This window comes from Arthrobacter sp. BC5 (genome assembly GCF_056680255.1).
This window is the reverse complement of sequence record NZ_CM155273.1, coordinates 2028846-2044352: the sequence shown is the minus strand read 5'-3', so window position 1 is coordinate 2044352 and position 15507 is coordinate 2028846. Positions and strand designations below refer to the sequence as shown.

The 15507-nt window shown below is 69.7% G+C and carries 18 protein-coding genes; 11 read left to right on the top strand and 7 right to left on the bottom strand.

Going from position 1 to position 15507, the window contains the following annotated elements:
* Positions 1-50: 50 nt before the first annotated feature.
* Positions 51-779 carry a TetR/AcrR family transcriptional regulator gene (locus tag AC1MFI_RS09545; RefSeq protein WP_479816433.1) on the bottom strand — a complete coding sequence of 243 codons (729 nt, stop codon included), beginning with the start codon at positions 777-779 and terminating at the stop codon, positions 51-53.
* A gap of 116 nt (positions 780-895) precedes the next feature.
* Between AC1MFI_RS09545 and ptsP the strand changes: the two genes are divergently transcribed.
* A complete protein-coding gene (gene ptsP / locus AC1MFI_RS09540) occupies positions 896-2581 on the top strand; it encodes a phosphoenolpyruvate--protein phosphotransferase (protein WP_479816431.1) in 1686 nt (561 codons plus the stop codon).
* Between the two features lie 190 nt (positions 2582-2771).
* Here ptsP and AC1MFI_RS09535 read toward each other — a convergent pair whose 3' ends face one another.
* Genes AC1MFI_RS09535 through AC1MFI_RS09525 form a run of 3 tightly spaced genes read right to left on the bottom strand, consistent with a single transcriptional unit; the run spans position 2772 to position 5436 of the window.
* Complete coding sequence (locus AC1MFI_RS09535) at positions 2772-3368, bottom strand: maltokinase N-terminal cap-like domain-containing protein (protein WP_479816429.1); 597 nt, start codon at positions 3366-3368, stop codon at positions 2772-2774.
* 26 nt (positions 3369-3394) lie between these two features.
* Positions 3395-4291, bottom strand: coding sequence for a DUF6807 family protein (locus tag AC1MFI_RS09530; RefSeq protein WP_479816427.1), 897 nt, complete (start codon positions 4289-4291; stop codon positions 3395-3397).
* Entirely contained in the window at positions 4288-5436 is a 1149-nt protein-coding gene (locus AC1MFI_RS09525; RefSeq protein ID WP_479816425.1) for a Gfo/Idh/MocA family protein, read from the bottom strand. Before AC1MFI_RS09525 ends, AC1MFI_RS09530 begins: the two co-directional genes overlap by 4 nt.
* 215 nt (positions 5437-5651) lie before the next feature.
* Here AC1MFI_RS09525 and AC1MFI_RS09520 point away from each other — a divergent pair, with 215 nt between their 5' ends.
* On the top strand, positions 5652-6662 hold the full coding sequence (locus tag AC1MFI_RS09520) for a LacI family DNA-binding transcriptional regulator (RefSeq protein ID WP_479816423.1): 1011 nt from the start codon (positions 5652-5654) through the stop codon (positions 6660-6662).
* Between the two features lie 7 nt (positions 6663-6669).
* On the opposite strand, the gene AC1MFI_RS09515 is transcribed toward AC1MFI_RS09520, so the two are convergent.
* Positions 6670-6894, bottom strand: a complete 225-nt coding sequence (locus AC1MFI_RS09515) for a hypothetical protein (protein ID WP_479816421.1) — start codon at positions 6892-6894, stop codon at positions 6670-6672.
* A 317-nt stretch (positions 6895-7211) separates the two neighbouring features.
* Here AC1MFI_RS09515 and AC1MFI_RS09510 point away from each other — a divergent pair, with 317 nt between their 5' ends.
* The 9 genes from AC1MFI_RS09510 (at position 7212) to AC1MFI_RS09470 (ending at position 13695) form a co-directional block, all read left to right on the top strand.
* Positions 7212-7940 carry a GAF domain-containing protein gene (locus AC1MFI_RS09510; protein WP_479816419.1) on the top strand — a complete coding sequence of 243 codons (729 nt, stop codon included), beginning with the start codon at positions 7212-7214 and terminating at the stop codon, positions 7938-7940.
* Positions 7937-8233 (top strand): hypothetical protein, encoded by a 297-nt coding sequence (locus AC1MFI_RS09505; protein ID WP_479816417.1) that lies wholly within the window; start codon positions 7937-7939, stop codon positions 8231-8233. Before AC1MFI_RS09510 ends, AC1MFI_RS09505 begins: the two co-directional genes overlap by 4 nt.
* Before the next feature lie 85 nt (positions 8234-8318).
* Positions 8319-8615: a hypothetical protein gene (locus tag AC1MFI_RS09500; protein WP_479816414.1), complete on the top strand. Its 297-nt coding sequence runs from the start codon at positions 8319-8321 to the stop codon at positions 8613-8615.
* 83 nt (positions 8616-8698) lie between these two features.
* Complete coding sequence (locus AC1MFI_RS09495) at positions 8699-9046, top strand: hypothetical protein (RefSeq protein ID WP_479816411.1); 348 nt, start codon at positions 8699-8701, stop codon at positions 9044-9046.
* Between the two features lie 96 nt (positions 9047-9142).
* Positions 9143-10330, top strand: coding sequence for a Gfo/Idh/MocA family protein (locus tag AC1MFI_RS09490; protein ID WP_479816409.1), 1188 nt, complete (start codon positions 9143-9145; stop codon positions 10328-10330).
* The gene (locus AC1MFI_RS09485) at positions 10327-11481 is read left to right on the top strand and encodes a dihydrodipicolinate synthase family protein (RefSeq protein ID WP_479816407.1); all 1155 of its coding nucleotides are present in this window, start codon (positions 10327-10329) and stop codon (positions 11479-11481) included. Before AC1MFI_RS09490 ends, AC1MFI_RS09485 begins: the two co-directional genes overlap by 4 nt.
* Positions 11478-12365, top strand: coding sequence for a sugar phosphate isomerase/epimerase family protein (locus tag AC1MFI_RS09480; protein ID WP_479816405.1), 888 nt, complete (start codon positions 11478-11480; stop codon positions 12363-12365). The genes AC1MFI_RS09485 and AC1MFI_RS09480 overlap by 4 nt, the downstream gene beginning before the upstream one ends.
* A 9-nt stretch (positions 12366-12374) precedes the next feature.
* Positions 12375-12764 carry a nuclear transport factor 2 family protein gene (locus AC1MFI_RS09475; RefSeq protein ID WP_479816403.1) on the top strand — a complete coding sequence of 130 codons (390 nt, stop codon included), beginning with the start codon at positions 12375-12377 and terminating at the stop codon, positions 12762-12764.
* A gap of 142 nt (positions 12765-12906) precedes the next feature.
* Positions 12907-13695: an SRPBCC family protein gene (locus tag AC1MFI_RS09470; RefSeq protein ID WP_479816401.1), complete on the top strand. Its 789-nt coding sequence runs from the start codon at positions 12907-12909 to the stop codon at positions 13693-13695.
* Between the two features lie 83 nt (positions 13696-13778).
* On the opposite strand, the gene AC1MFI_RS09465 is transcribed toward AC1MFI_RS09470, so the two are convergent.
* Both AC1MFI_RS09465 and AC1MFI_RS09460 read right to left on the bottom strand, forming a co-directional pair.
* Complete coding sequence (locus tag AC1MFI_RS09465; protein ID WP_479816398.1) at positions 13779-14096, bottom strand: ArsR/SmtB family transcription factor; 318 nt, start codon at positions 14094-14096, stop codon at positions 13779-13781.
* 167 nt (positions 14097-14263) lie between these two features.
* Complete coding sequence (locus AC1MFI_RS09460) at positions 14264-15502, bottom strand: MFS transporter (protein WP_479816396.1); 1239 nt, start codon at positions 15500-15502, stop codon at positions 14264-14266.
* Positions 15503-15507: the final 5 nt, after the last annotated feature.

The following is a 15507-nucleotide window of genomic DNA, read 5'->3' as shown; positions in this document are numbered from 1 at the left end:
CCGTAGTCCCCGCAACTCTGCGGAGAGGGATGGGTGACGATCGGGAAGCGTCAGCTTCCCGCTCTGGTGGAGATGCGCTGGAGCCATTCGAGGAAGAGCTTCAGTTCGGAGCTGGAGAGCTGGTCGGGGTGGGAGGACTGCAGTGCCGCGTTCAGCGCGATCGCTGCCACGACCACGGAGGGTGTCCCCTCCGTGTCCGTGGTCGGATCACCCTCGAGATCCGTGGCCACGGCGGAGATCACCGCTTCCCGGGTCATGGCGGAGAGTTCGAGGTTCCGCTTCGCGGCAGGTTCCGAGATCAGCATGAGCGTGACGCCGATGTTGGCGGCGAGCATGCTGCGCGCGGCTTCGTGCGGGGACACCACGAGGCGGGCTGCCGCGGCTGCCCGCGCCAGCACCTCCTCGAGGAAGGCCTCAGCACTGGCCACCATGGATGGCCGTCGCTCGGGCCGGATGTTGCCGAACATCACCAGGTAGAGGTGCGGGTGGTCGAGGCCGAACTGCACGTGGTTGTCCCAGTGGTTCCGGAGGTCCTCGATCGGTTGTCCCGAGGCCGGGAGACTCCTCTCGGCATCGAGGTACTCCGTGAACCCCTCTGCGACCACGGCGTCGAACAGCCCCTCCTTGTCGCCGAAGTGGTGATACAGGGTCGGTGCGGTGACCCGGGCAGCCTCCGTGATCTGCCGGGTCGATACGGGCTCGCCGTTGGACTCCGCGAGCAGTGCCGCGGCGGCCCTCAGCAGCCTGATCTTAGGCGCTGGTTCGCCTACTTTTTTCATGCCTGCTACCGTAGCACCTATAGCACCGTTATATGAACTGGGTCACACATAGTTTTTGCCTCGGGCGGCACAATGGTGTTAGACCGAGACCACCAGCAAGGAAACGAGGACATTCGATGGAGAATTTCGCAGGGGTCGGAGTCAGCCCAGGCCGTGTGATCGGCCCGGTCCGTCACATGCCGAAATCGGTCGCTGAGCCTCCCGCTGGCGAACGCCACGACTCTCCCGACACTCCCGAGAACGCCGTCGCGGCCCTCAAGGCCGCCTCGAAGGCCGTCCAGGAGGAACTCAAGCGCAGGGCCGGGATAGCCAAGGGCGACGCCAAGGCCGTCCTGCAGGCGACCTCGCTCATGGCGGCGGACCCCATGCTGCTCAAGTCGGCGACGAAGCTCATCAACAACGGCACCTCTCCCGCCCGTGCCGTGTGGGAAGCGGGAGCATCCGTCGCCGAGATGCTGCACAACCTCGGCGGATACATGGCGGAGCGCACCGCCGACGTCCTCGACGTCCGGGCCAGGATCGTGGCCGAACTGCGCGGACTCCCGGCACCCGGCATCCCGTCCTCCGATACACCCTTCATCCTGGTGGCCGAGGACCTCGCTCCCGCGGACACGGCCACGCTCGATCCGGCGGTCGTCCTCGCCCTGGTCACCTCCGGGGGCGGGCCCCAGTCGCACACAGCGATCATCGCCCGGTCCCTCGGCCTTCCCGCCGTCGTCGCCGCCTCGGGAGTGGACGGCATCGACGACGGCGCAGTCGTCTTCGTCGACGGCGCTGCAGGAACCGTGGCCCTGGACCCCGGCGCGGAGGAGGAAGCGGCCGCGGAGGCCTATGCGGCAGCCGCTGCGGCGCTCACCGTGTTCGACGGCGTCGGTGCCACCCAGGACGGGCACGAGGTGCCCCTCCTGGCGAACGTGGGCGGAGCGAAGGACGCCGTGAAGGCAGCGGAAGCGAAAGCCCAGGGCGTGGGCCTGCTGCGCACGGAATTCTGCTTCCTCGGGCGCGACACGGAACCGACCGCGGCGGAACAGATCGAGGCGTACAAGGGAGTCTTCGATGCCTTCCCGGGCAGGAAGGTGGTGGTGCGCACGCTCGACGCCGGTGCCGACAAGCCGTTGCCGTTCCTCACCGACTCCACCGAGCCCAACCCGGCCCTCGGCGTCCGCGGCTACCGCACCGACCTCACCTCGCCCGGAGTCCTCGAGCGTCAGCTCAAGGCCATCGCGGACGCCGCCTCCCAGGCGACGGCCGATGTGTGGGTCATGGCCCCCATGATCTCCACCGCCGAGGAAGCCGCTGATTTCGCCAAGCTGTGCAGCAACGCCGGCCTGCAGACGCCCGGCGTGATGGTGGAGGTGCCGTCGGCCGCGCTCATGGCCGAGGCGATCCTCGGAGAGGTCTCCTTCGCGAGCCTCGGCACGAACGACCTCACGCAGTACACCATGGCGGCGGACCGGCAGCTCGGCTCGCTCGCAGCCCTCAACAACTCCTGGCAGCCGGCCGTCCTCCGCATGGTGAAGCTGACGGTCGAGGGTTCCGCAGCCGAGGGGCACGCGAAGCCCGTGGGAGTGTGCGGTGAGGCGGCAGCGGATCCCGCCCTCGCCGTCGTGCTGGTGGGGCTCGGCGTCTCGACGCTCTCGATGACCCCCCGGGCCCTCGCGGGCGTCGGGGCCGTCCTCAACAGCGTGACCCTCGCGGAAGCGCAGCGGATCGCCGGGATCGCCGTCGCTGCTCCGACGGCAGCCGAGGCGAAAACCCGAGCGCGGGCCGAGCTGCCCGTCCTGGAATCGCTCGGACTCTAGGACATCCGGCCCTCGGGACTCGCCGGGCCCGACGCGGGCCTGCCGTTCTCCCCGGGGAAGAAGGGGATGCCGCCTGAGCGACGATCGCCGGCCGGCGGTCCCTTGATGCGCCCTCGTCTCGTGGAGCTTCCGCTGCCCGCAGACTGACCGCCGACTACTCCGAGGGCAGATCCCGCAGTCCCCGCTCCGCCTATCCGCCTGCGGCGAGCTGCACCGTTCCCGCGCTGCCCGTGGCGAGCAGCGCGGATCGCCCCTGGACCGCGGCACCGGGATGGAGGCGCCGGAACAGCAGGATGGGGCCGCGGGGCGTGTCCAGGACGACGGCGTCCGCACCGGCGGCGGCATCCCCACGATCACCGTCAACCGCCTGTTCGAGCGCCACGGTCGGCGGAAGGGGCACGAGCGCGCCGTCGACCTCCTGGAACTGCCCGGCCTGTGGCGTCCCGTCGAGGACGGCCGCCGGGATGGTGGCCAGATACACGGGATCGGCGGCGGCGTCGTACACCCACCGCCGCCCCAGGGCCGGGTGGACGAGCGTGCCGACGAGGTGCTCCCCCATCCCGTCCGCGGGGGCACCGCGGTAGGTCAACGGCACCTGCAGGAGTGTTCCACCTGCACCGACGAGGAGGGTCTCCACGCCGACCTCGCCCTCCGGGTCGTCGAACCGAAAGGACCCGGCGCGCTCGAGGGGGCCGTCCAGTCCGTGGGCCCACGGCTGTCGGGGCAGCCACGCAGCGAGCAGTTCCAGCTTGGAGGGTCGGAGGGTCACGTCGTGGATGAGGGCCATGCCGCCAGCCTAGGCGGAACGGGTCCTCACACCGTGTCCGCCGCCGCCGGGAACGCGTCGTCCTGCACGGGCCCGTCCGCGGTGAGCAGGGACCACGTCCAGTCGAGGACCCCGCCGACGCCGAGGTGGAGCTTGCGGTGGAAGAAGGGTGCGGCGCACAGCATCGGCGTGCCGGTGCTCCGGACGAACCAGGGGGAAGTCCCGCCCGGGTTGTCCGCCGCCGGCACCATGAGCACCGAGGCATCCGGTGACCTCAGTCCCAGCCAGGCCCTCGTGCTGCCCATCGCGTCGGCCTCGCTCACCCGCATGCCCGCCCCACCCGATGAAGCAGGCCCGATGGATGGCGCGACGATGCAGGCTCCGTCGAAGAAGGGTGCGAGGCGGAGGAAGAACCCGCCGTAGCCGGCGTCGGGACGCCCCGACGTCGTCGGGCTTCCGAATGCCAGCGGTCCGCCGCCGGCATTGACCCATCTGCTCCGGACGGTCGTGGCGAGCCATTCCACGCCGCCCGCCCGGATGGATTCCGCCTGCCAGCTCCGCGTCTCGGCGAGGAAGGCGGTGCCGTCGGCAGTCCGCCAATCGAGCTGCTGGACCCATCCGTCGTCCCGGTCTTCCTCGGCGCGTACCTCCTGCGAACCGTTGTTCGGCACCTGCACGTAGCCCGCACCCTCACGGTAGGTGGGCCCGCCCCAGAGGTTCGCGGGATACGCCTGGCCGACGACGTCGATGGTGGAGACCGCGATGCCGAGCCCCCAGTGCCAGGGGTGGTCCTCGGGCCGGTAGTCGCTGACCGACCGTCCGCCCGGCGTCGACACGGGATGCAGGAAGGGCCGCGGCGAATGCCCGGAGGGTTCGCCGCGGCCGTCGTGCAGGACGCCCGCCACCCGGTCGTCGACGGTCGTCAGGGCCGCCGGCACGCTCACGCCGCGGATCCGCCGGACCGGGACCGGTGCCGCGCGTCGATGATCGGCGCTGTGAGGGGCCCGCGCAGCGCGGGGCCCTCGAGGTCCGCCCTGGCGATCCGGCGGCCTTCCCGCGCCGAGGCGTACATCCCCGTCACGATCTCCAGTGCGCGGGCCGGGTGCCCCACCAGGTCCGGCATGCCGCGATCCGCGAGGAGCGAGGCATAGACCTCGGCGAAGAGTGCGTCATGGCCGCTCGGGATCTCCTGGTCCGGCAGCGCCCAGGACTCCGACGTCCCGGCATCGACGTGGGGCGCCGGCGTGATCCTCCAGTGCGCATGACCATGACCGTACAGGTGCTCCAGCTCGACGGTGGCGTTCTCCGTGTCGATGCGCAGGAGGCTCGACTGCCGCGGCGCGAGGACGGTCGTCACCACCGACGCGACGGCGCCCGAGGCGAAGACGAGGGATGCATGGGAGAGGTCCTCCGTCTCGACGTCGTGCTCCAGCCGCCACATGGTGGCGTGGACCGAGGACCACTCGCCGAGCAGGTAGGCCAGCAGGTCGATCTGGTGGCTCCCATGGCTGAGTGTCGTGCCTCCCCCCTCGCTCGCCCAGGTGCCACGCCAGGGAACGCCGAAGTACTCGGCCGTCCGGTACCAGTTCGTCTGGCACAGCGCCGAGAGCGGACGTCCCAGTACTCCCGCATCGAGCAGCGCCTTGACGTGCGCGGCGGCAGAGCCGGACCGCTGCTGGAAGACGACGGCGAGGCCGCGGCTGGCCGCGTGGCCGGCGTCGATCATGGTGTCGAGCTGGGCGAGGCTGAGGGCTGCGGGCTTCTCGACGACGACGTGTGCACCAGCGGCGAAGGCGGCCGCCGTCTGCTCGGCGTGGCCGCCCGGGGGTGTGCAGACATGCAGGACGTCGATGGGCTCCGCCGCCAGCATCGCCGGGAGCGAGGAGTAGCGGGAAGGGACACGGTAGGTACCGGCGAACGCGGCAAGATGCTGCTCCGAGGGATCCGCGGCCGCAACGAGCTCGACGCCGGGAAGGTCCGGCAACGCGGCGGCATGGAGGTGCGCGACGCCGCCCGTCCCCAGGATGGCCGCCCGCAGCGGCACGCGCCGTTCCGCAGGAGGCTCGGCAGCCGGACTGGACAGGGGCACGGTTCCTCCAACACTGGACAGGAATGCGGTCCCGGAAACAGTAACAGAGAAAGCGTTTACCGGCGGCCGTGGGCGGGCTGAATGCCGCACCGCGCCGTGCAAGAATGGCCCTTTCCGTGGAATTCGCAGGGCGTGGCCGAGCGGCCGCCGCACACACCCCAGGAGTGGAAGCAATGTCGGCACCGGCAAGCAAGAGTCCCGCGACGCTGCATGACGTGGCAAGGGAAGCGGGCGTCTCGCTCGCAACGGCGTCGAGGTCCCTGAACGGCAGCGCGCGCAAGGTCAACGAGGCGTATCGGCAGCGCGTCGTCGAAGCGGCCCAGCGGCTGGGCTACACCACGAATCTCTTCGCACAGGCCGTGGCCAAGGGCAGCACCACCACGGTGGCGCTCCTCGTGGCCGACATCGCGGATCCCTACTTCTCCAGCATCGCCGCCGGCGTGATCGACGCAGCGAGCGAGGAGGGCCTCGTCGTGACCATCGCCGTGACCGGCCGCAATGCCCAGCGGGAACTGGACACCGTGCGGGCGCTGCGCGGGCAGCGGCCCCGCGTGATGATCCTCGCCGGCTCGCGGACCACCGGCTCCGCGTTCGAGGAACAGTTGCGTGGGGAACTGTCGGCCTTCGAGGACACCGGCGGCAAGGTGGCGTTCATCAGCCAGGACGCGGCGCCCTTCGCGACGGTCCTCCTCGACAACCGTGGAGGCGCCCGCGACCTCGCGGTGGCCCTGGCCGGGCTCGGGTACAGGAACGTCGCGGTCATCGCCGGACCACCCGAGATCATGACCGCGGAGGAGCGGCTCGACGGCTTCACGGAAGGGCTCGCCGAACACGGGATCCCCCTTCCGCCCGAGCTCATCATCCACACGGACTTCACGCGCGACGGCGGCTACCGCGGCACGCAGGAACTCCTCGCGTCGAAGGCGCCGGTGGACCTGGTGTTCGCCGTGAACGATGTCATGGCCGTGGGCGTCGTCTCGGCCCTGCGCGACGCCGGCATCGTGCCGGGCGAAGGGATCGGCGTGGCAGGCTTCGACGACATCCCGACCGTCCGCGACATCACGCCCGCGCTGACCACGGTGCGGATCCCCCTCGAGGACGTGGGGCGGCGCGCCCTCCAGCTGGCGACCGGGACCGCCTACGACGGCGTGCGGAAGGATGCCGGCGACGGGCCTGCGCCGATTCCCACCGAGACGATCATCCGGGGAAGCACGCCGCAGCGATAGCGGGGTGTCAGAAGGGCAGGACCGGGTTCGGGTCGGCTTGCTGGGCAGCGAGCTGCACGACGTCGTCCAGGGGCAGTTCGGCGACCTCCGCGACCACCTTGATGTCCTCGCCATGGCTGATCGCCTCGGCGACGGCTTCCTTGAGGACGAGCTCGGCGCGGTCGAGTTCGAACTCGACGTCCTCCTTGTCCGCGGCGGCGACTCGGATCTTCTGCAAATCGTCATTCGTCATGGTGCTGTGGATACCTCACGCATCGTGGATCAACGGCGGGACGCTGGCCGGTCCACCCGCGGACAGGTCCGTGGCGGCGACGGTGACATCGTCGAGATCATCCTAACCAGACGGGCCCCTGCATGGGTCGAATACGCTCGCCGACAGGCCACATCCAGCCGTCCGGCATACCCCGCAGCAGCTTCGTACACTTTCCCTCCCAATTGACCGGCACCCGGCTAGGATGAAGGAAGCGGATCGCCGGAAGCGCGCGATCGTGGTCTAGCAGAAGGCCCGCGGCGCCAGGATCAAGCCTGGCATGACGTTCGAGGCTACCGATGGACCCTTATCCCCCCTCTGCCGAGCTGGGTGCGACGCTCGGTCGTATCCGAGGACTCGTCCTCACGCAGGAGACCGCGCAGCACGCCGTGGACCTCCTTGCCCGCGTTTCCGAGGAGACGATCGCCAATGCCTCCGGGGCCGGCGTCTCGCTCATCCAACACTCCGAACGCGTCAGCGTGGGCTCGACGGACGACCTCGTCCGGACCGCCGACGACCTGCAGTACACCCTGGGCGAAGGGCCGTGCCTGACGGCGTGGTCCTCGCGGACACCCGTGGCCATCGAGGACACGGCCACCGACCAGCGGTTCCCCCGGTGGAGCGCTGCCGCGGCGGAAGCGGGAATCCGCTCGTGCTTCAGCGTCCCGCTCCTCCGTGGCCGCGATTCGATCGGCGCCATGAAGGTCTACTCGACGGTGCCGGCGGCTTTCGACGACGCCGACCGCACCCGCCTCACGAGCCTCTCGGTCGCCGCCTCGGCACTGCTCGGCCATGTGCAGACATCGGAGACATCGACCCGGATCAGCAGCGAACTCCGGGAGTCGCTGCGCTCGCGCGACGTCGTCGGCATCGCCAAGGGCATCCTGATGCAGCGTGAAGGGCTGAGCGAGGCCGAGGCCCTCGCGTTTCTGACTGCGCGGGCGCGCAGCACGGGCATCCCCTTCCGGCAACTCACCGCGAACATCGTGAACGGTCATGGTGCGCCCGGAAGAAGGGAGGCACCGTGAGCGCCTTCCCGCATGCGGAGGAACAGCGGGCCCTGACCAACGCCGCCATCACGGAGTCGGGTTTCTCGGTGGGAGAGGTATGGCTGCACTACTTCTCCCTGAGCGGCGAGGTCGACGAGTACGAGGTCGAGGCCTACCTCCTGGGCCTCATGCCGATGCCCGCCCTCGAATGCGACCTGCTCGCCCTCGCCGTGAACGAACTCATCGACGACCTCCCGCCGCGGAGGCGCGCCCCCTTCAGCGACGACCTGGCTCGTGCCCATGCCGGGCCCGAAGGTGCCGCAATGCACTGAGACTGCGGACCGGCGGCAGCATCCTTCGTCACGTGACGCGTGTGCTGGCCGCGAGGACGTCGGAGACGCGGCATAGCCTCGTGCCATGGCAGAACGACCGGGGTGGCACGGCATCCCACCCAGCGCTGACAGGTTTCTTCCTCCCCTCCAGCTCGAGGCGCCCACGAGCCGCGTCACGGAGCCGCTCGTGTCGCCCGCACTGTGGGTGGACCTCGAATACCCCGACGGCTCCCGGCGCACCCTGAAGGGTTTCGCCATGGCCTGGACGGGCACGGCGGTCCTGGCGCAGTGGATCGAATACTCCCGAGCCCGTGAGGCGTGGGTGGACGCCGCGCGCTGCCGGCGGCGGGACCTCACGCCACGGCCCACGCACGCGGCCTGACCGCACCTGTTTCCTCTGCGCCATCCCGGGCAGCGCCCCTTCGGCTACGACGGAGGTGCCCCGGGCGGCTCCCTCGTAGAGTGGTGGCATGGACCAGCCGACGCCGTACGCCGCTCCTCGGGCAGGCCCGCGTGGCTAGGGCCGTTGGATGGCACGGGCTTCCACCGACGACTCACCGGTTCCTCCCGCCGATCCAGCTCGAGGCCCCGACCGAGGGCATCACGGAGTCGGTCTCCCCTGCCCCGGCTCTCTGGGTGGATCTCACGTACCCGGACGGATCCCGCCAGACGGTCCGCGGATTCGCCATGGCCTGGACCTCCTCCGCCGTCCTCGCACAATGGGTCGAATTCTCCATGGCGCGTGAAGCATGGGTGCTCCCTGAGCAGTGCACGCGTCGCGACATCCCCGGGCGACCCGACTCCGGGACGTAACCCGATCCGCCCCTTATTGCCCCTCCCTCCTTCTTCCCCTACACTCGCGGTAAGCGTTTTCCAACGGAGCGATGTCGCCGGAATCAAGGAGTATCAATGTCAACGAGGACAATCGGGATCATCATGAACGGCGTCTCCGGACGCATGGGCTACCGGCAGCACCTGGTCCGCTCCATCCTCGCGATCCGGGACCAGGGCGGAGTCCTCCTCTCCGATGGAACCCGCGTCCAGGTCGAGCCGATCCTCGTGGGCCGTAACGAGACGAAACTCGCCGAACTCGCCGCCAGGCACGGTATCGAGCACTACTCGACGGACCTCGACAGCGTTCTTGCAGACCCGACCTGGGAGATCTACTCGGACTTCCTGGTGACCAAGGCGCGCTCGGCGGCCATCCGCAAGGCCATCGCTGCAGGCAAGGCCATCTACACCGAGAAGCCCACCGCGGAGACGGCGGCCGATGCCCTCGAACTCGCGAACCTCGCGGAGGCGGCCGGTATCAAAAACGGCGTGGTGCACGACAAGCTGTACCTCCCCGGCATGCAGAAGCTCAAGCGCCTGATCGACTCCGGCTTCTTCGGCCGCATCCTCTCGGTGCGCGGGGAGTTCGGCTACTGGGTCTTCGAGGGCGGCTGGCAGGATGCGCAGCGCCCCAGCTGGAACTACCGGGCCGAGGACGGCGGGGGGATCGTCGTCGACATGTTCCCGCACTGGAGCTACGTCCTGGAGAACCTCTTCGGCAGGGTCGAATCCGTGTACGCACGCGCCGTCACGCACATCGACGAGCGCGTCGACGAGCAGGGCCTCCCCTACAGCGCCACCGCCGACGACGCCGCCTACGCCGTCTTCGAACTGGAGGGCGGAATCATCGCGCAGCTCAACTCGAGCTGGACCGTCCGCGTGGACCGCGACGAACTCGTGCAGTTCCAGGTGGACGGCACCCACGGGTCCGCCGTCGTCGGGCTCTTCGGCTGCAAGATCCAGCCCCGCAACGCGACGCCGAAGCCCGTGTGGAACCCGGACCTCGAGGACACGCACGACTACGACGCCGACTGGATCGACGTCCCCACGAACGAGGTGTTCGAGAACGGCTTCAAGACCCAGTGGGAGGACTTCCTCCGCCACGTCCTCGAAGACGCCCCGCACCCGTACGACTTCCTCGCCGGCGCCCGCGGCATGTACCTCGCGGAGCAGGGGCTCGAGAGCTCGCGCTCCGGCCGCCGCCTGGACCTGCAGGACGTGCGCACCGCGGTGCTGCCCCTGGAGGAAGCGGTCACCCTGGCATGATCACGCTCGTCGATGCGGCGGGGACTCCTTCCGCCGTGGAACTGAACCCCGCGCCGTCGTTCTCGAAGCCCAGCGCTCCGCTGGCCAGCAGGACCGTCTACGCCGCGGCGCACGTCGTCCCCCGCACCACGGCGGACAACGTCCCCGGCGCGCCGGCCGACCTCGACTGGGACGCGACCCTCGCCTTCCGCCACCACCTGTGGTCGTGGGGACTCGGTGTCGCTGATGCCATGGACACCGCCCAGCGCAACATGGGCCTCGATGCTGCTGCCACGCGCGAACTGATCTCGCGCAGCGCGGCCGAGGCGCGGTCCGTGGGCGGTGCGCTGGTGGTCGGCGTGAACACGGACCATGTCGACGACGCCGTCGTACCGCTCGAGGCGGTCATCGACGCCTACAAGGAGCAACTGCACTTCACCGAGGACGCCGGCGCCTCCGTGGTGCTCATGGCCAGCCGCCACCTCGCGCGTGCCGCGCGCACGCCGGAGGACTACGAGCGGGTGTATGCGGAGGTCCTGGCGGCCGCCGGGGCACCGGTGATCCTGCACTGGCTCGGGAGCGCCTTCGATCCCGAACTGGGCACGTACTTCGGCTCGTCGGACACGGACGGGGCCTCCTCGACCCTGCTGAAGATCATCGCCAACGCGCCCGACAAGGTGGCGGGCGTCAAGATGAGCCTGCTGGACGCCGACTCGGAGCGGGCAGTCCGGGCCCAGCTCAATGCCCCCGCCCGCATGTTCACCGGTGACGACTTCAACTACGTGTCCCTGATGGGCGGGGACTCCTCGGGCTACTCCGATGCACTCCTCGGCGCCTTCGCCGCGCTCGGCCCGCACGCCTCGGCCGCGGTACAGGCGCTCGACGCCGACGACCAGGAGGCCTATGCGCAGATCCTCGGCCCCACCGAGGCCCTCTCACGCCAGATCTTCTCCGCGCCCACGTTCTACTACAAGACGGGCGTCGCCTTCCTCAGCTGGCTGAACGGGCACCAGCAGGGCTTCGGGATGGTCGGTGGCCTGCATGCCGCACGCAGCCTGCCGCACCTCTCGGAGATCGTCCGCCTCGCCAACGAGTGCGGGGGCCTCGAGCAGCCCGAACTCGCCCGCGAGCGGTGGCACGCACTGCTGCGGGTCAGCGGAGTCCCGGCATGACGGCGCCGCACCCCCGCCTCTCCATCAACCAGGCCACGATGAAGTACGCACCGCTCGCCGAGGCACTCCGGGTCACCGCGGACGCCGGCATCACCGGCATCGGCCTGTGGCGGGACTCGGTGCAGGCCGCGTCCCTGCCCGGCGCCGCCCGGCTCCTGGCCGACTCGGGCCTGCGCTTCTCGAGCCTCTGCCGCGGAGGGTTCTTCACCGTCCCCGAGGGCCACGCACGGCGCGCGGCCATGGACGACAACCGGAGGGCCATCGAGGAGACCGCGCAGCTCGCCGCATCAGGCGCTCCCGGTTCCGCTGCTGTGCTGGTCATGGTGGCCGGGGGGCTCCCGCGGGGGTCGAAGAACGTCGAGGGCGCCCGTGCCATGGTGCAGGACGCCCTCGCCGAACTCGTGCCCGAGGCGCAGACCGCCGGCGTGACGCTGGCCCTCGAACCGCTCCACCCGATGTACGCCTCCGACCGTGCCGTCATCTCGACGCTCAAGCAGGCACTCGACCTCGCCGCCCCGTTCTCCCCCGCGACGGTCGGCGTGGTCGTCGACACCTTCCACGTGTGGTGGGATCCGGAGTTGTCCGGGCAGATCGCCCGAGCGGGCACGGAGGGCCGGATCGCGAGCTACCAGGTGTGCGACTGGGCCACGCCGCTGGCCGCCGACGTCCTGCTCTCGCGCCACTACCCCGGAGACGGCGTCATCGATTTCGCGCGCATCACCGCGGAGGTCGAGGCCGCCGGGTACATGGGCGACGTGGAGGTGGAGATCTTCAACCAGGAGATCTGGGACACGGCTCCGGCCACGGCGGTCGCGCGCACCGTCGAAGGTTTCGAAGCCACCGTCGCTGCGCACCTCGGCCACGGCGCGGAGGCCCGCCGGTAGCATCGGCGTATGGAATCTACCGAGGTCGTCCGGCGCTACTGGTCGTCGGTGTGGAGCAGGGACTGGAAGGGCGTGGGCCAGGTGCTCGCGGAGGACGTGGAGGTGTTCTGGCCCGTCACGCGCGAGATCATCCGCGGCAGGTCGAACGTCGTCGCGGTCAACTCCGAGCACCCGAACGGGTGGAGCATCGACGTCCTGAACGTCTACGACGCCGGGGAGGTCGTGGTGTCGGAGGTGCAGGTACCGCAGGAGGACGTGGGGATCTTCCGCGTCGTGTCGATCTGGACCGTGGCCGACGGCGTCATCACCTCCGGGCGTGAGTACTGGACGCTGTACGGCGGCGAGGAAGGCCTCGACTGGCGGCGCAAATACGCCGTCGTCGGGGACCTGCCCTCATGAGGACACGGCGCGCATCGCCTGACCGGCACTGGCGGCAATCCCGAACACACCATAAGCTAAGCATGCTGATGATGTGATTCAGTGAACGTATCCACAAGCCCAGGGAGGCATGATGAGCACGAAGGTCGAAGAAACCGTAGTAGTGAATCTTCCAGTGACGACCGTGTACAACCAGTGGACGCAGTTCGAGGAATTCCCGCACTTCATGGGCGGGATCAAGCAGATCACCCAGTTGAGTGACGACCGCCTCGAGTGGGTCGCAGAGATCGGCGGCATCCGCCGCCAGTGGGAGGCCAGGGTCCTCGAGCAGGTGCCCGACCGCAAGGTGTCCTGGGCCGCCACCGAAGGCGCCACCAACGCCGGCACGGTGTCCTTCGAGGACCTCGGCGGGACCACCCGCGTCAGCCTCGTCCTCGAGTACGAGCCCGAGGGCCTCGTCGAGAAGATCGGCGACAAGCTGAACGTCGTGGAGAACCAGGCCAAGGCCGACCTCCACAGGTTCAAGGAATTCATCGAGTCCGAGAGCTACGCGACCGGCGCCTGGCGCGGCACGGTAGCCGGACAGCCCGGGTCCCCGACCGTCGAGGACGCCGAACAGTCGCGCGGCGACAGCGGCAAGGCCGGTGTGTCCGGCAAGGTGGCCGCCGGAGTGGGCGTCGCGGCGGCAGCCGCAGTGGCAGGCGTGGCCGCAGCGGCCGCCAACAAGGGCAGCAGCGAGGAGGACACCGAGGTGGAGACGGTCACAGTCGTCGACTCCGCGCCGGTGATACCCCAGACGACACCCGAGGTGGACGAGGTGGACGTCGTCGACGTCGATCCCCTGCCCGCGGTGGACGGGGTACCGGGCACCGGCGTCCCGGCCGACGGCCAGGGCCTGCAGGACGGCACCCTGACCGACGGCAGGACCACGGACCGCCGGGGCACGCTCTAGTAGTAGCGCTGACATGGCGGTGGGCCGGATTCCTTCGGGGTCCGGCCCACCGCCATGTCAGCCCCTCCTCGCGCAGGCCGTCGTCATTCCTCGTGGACCGGTTCCCCCGTGACCCGGTGGTCCGCGTGGTTCATGCCTTCTCGGACCAGCCTGGTGAGGTGTCCGTCGATGATGCTGTAGACGACGTTGCGCGACTCCTTCCGGGTGGACACGAGCCCCGAGAGCCTCAGTTTGGCCAGGTGCTGGCTCACCGCGGTGCGCGGCGAGCCCGTCGCGTCGACGAGCGTGCCGACGTCGGCGGGGCCGTGCGTGAGCAGCCACAGGATGTGGAGCCGCGTCGGATCGGCAAGCATCCGGAAGGTCGCAGCGCCGGCAGCGAGCCGGGCGTGATCAGGCGCCACAGCATGAACGAGGCTCGGTCCCGCGGCGCCGTCAGGGTGCCGCTGGCCGTCGCCGCGTCCGTCGTCGTCCCCCTGCCCGGCAGTGCCGCGCCCTGCTGCATCGCTGGTAGTGATGCCGTCCTCCCCCGCTACTCCCCCGTCGAAACCCGTATGGGTGTCCTCCTACGCTACTGGCCCGGACGCGCCGCGGCACGAGGTACGGCAGATGCTGCCGCAGTGCGCGGCCACAGGGCCAGCGCGGCGATGGTTCCACCGGCGGCGATCACGGCAAGGCAGAAGGCTGCTGCGGGCTGGCCTGCCTGGGCCCCCACCCAGCCGGCGAGGGGATAGGTGAGCATGAAGCATGCGTGGGAGAGGGAGAACTGCGCCGTGAAGAGGTAACTCCGGGTGGCATCCGTGGCAAGGCGTCGCAGCAGCCTCGAGGACGGCGTGCTGATCATCGACGTGCCGATCCCCAGGACCGCCCACAGCGCGAGCAGCGCCCACCACGGGGACCCGAAACGTGCCACCAGGGCCGCACAGAGCAGGCCGACCGGAAGGATCCCGCCTCCGATGAGCATGAAGCTCCGGTCCCGCATCCTCTCGAGCGCAGCAGGCGCGATGAACGCCACGAGCATCGATCCGGCCCCGTAGGCCGCCAGCGCGAAGGCGACATCCTCGTTGGTCCCGCCGAAGAGATCCCGCGCGAAGACCACGGTGTTGACCAGGACGAGGGCGGTGGCCGAGGCGACCACGAGATTCAGCGCCATGAGTCCTCGAAGGCTCCGTTCCCGCAGGAAGATCCGAGAACCGAGCGTCGTGCGGTGCAGCAGCGACCCGGGGGCCGCACTCGCGGGGAGGGCAGGAAGCCTGGTGACCACCACCATGAGCGCGGAGACGAGGAAGCCGAACATGGTCCCCAGGAACAGGGTGGAGTACGACAGCACGGACAGCAGGACCGCCGCGAGCAGCGGGCTGACGAGGGATTCGACGTCATAGGCGAGACGTGACAGTGACAGCGCCCTCGTGTAGTCCTTCTCCGCAGGCAGGACGACCGGTATGAGCGCCTGGAAAGCCGGTGTGAAGGTCGCCGACGCGGACTGCAGGATGAAGACCAGCACGTAGACCTGCCACACCTGGTCGATGAACGGCAGGGAGAGTGCGATCGAGGCTCGTACCAGATCCGCACCGACGAGCACCGCCTTACGCGGCAGCCGTTCGATCAGCGCGGCCATGACGGGCGCCACGAACACGTAGGCGACCATCTTGATGGTGAGGGCCGTACCCAGGACCGCTCCGGCCCTGTCGCCCGCGAGGTCGAACGCCAGCAGTCCGAGCGCTACGGTCAGGAGCCCCGTGCCGAGGAGCGCCACGATTTGCGCGGTGAAGAGATTTCGGTAGGCAGGACGCCGTAGGACAGACACCATGAGCA

What these genes read in the sequence shown, in the direction of transcription:
- AC1MFI_RS09545 (WP_479816433.1), bottom strand. Translation starts at nt 779, where the DNA reads ATGAAAAAAGTAGGCGAACCAGCGCCTAAGATCAGGCTGCTGAGGGCC.
- ptsP (WP_479816431.1), top strand. Translation starts at nt 896, where the DNA reads ATGGAGAATTTCGCAGGGGTCGGAGTCAGCCCAGGCCGTGTGATCGGC.
- AC1MFI_RS09535 (WP_479816429.1), bottom strand. Translation starts at nt 3,368, where the DNA reads ATGGCCCTCATCCACGACGTGACCCTCCGACCCTCCAAGCTGGAACTG.
- AC1MFI_RS09515 (WP_479816421.1), bottom strand. Translation starts at nt 6,894, where the DNA reads ATGACGAATGACGATTTGCAGAAGATCCGAGTCGCCGCCGCGGACAAG.
- AC1MFI_RS09510 (WP_479816419.1), top strand. Translation starts at nt 7,212, where the DNA reads ATGGACCCTTATCCCCCCTCTGCCGAGCTGGGTGCGACGCTCGGTCGT.
- AC1MFI_RS09500 (WP_479816414.1), top strand. Translation starts at nt 8,319, where the DNA reads ATGGCAGAACGACCGGGGTGGCACGGCATCCCACCCAGCGCTGACAGG.
- AC1MFI_RS09490 (WP_479816409.1), top strand. Translation starts at nt 9,143, where the DNA reads ATGTCAACGAGGACAATCGGGATCATCATGAACGGCGTCTCCGGACGC.
- AC1MFI_RS09485 (WP_479816407.1), top strand. Translation starts at nt 10,327, where the DNA reads ATGATCACGCTCGTCGATGCGGCGGGGACTCCTTCCGCCGTGGAACTG.
- AC1MFI_RS09480 (WP_479816405.1), top strand. Translation starts at nt 11,478, where the DNA reads ATGACGGCGCCGCACCCCCGCCTCTCCATCAACCAGGCCACGATGAAG.
- AC1MFI_RS09475 (WP_479816403.1), top strand. Translation starts at nt 12,375, where the DNA reads ATGGAATCTACCGAGGTCGTCCGGCGCTACTGGTCGTCGGTGTGGAGC.
- AC1MFI_RS09460 (WP_479816396.1), bottom strand. Translation starts at nt 15,502, where the DNA reads ATGGTGTCTGTCCTACGGCGTCCTGCCTACCGAAATCTCTTCACCGCG.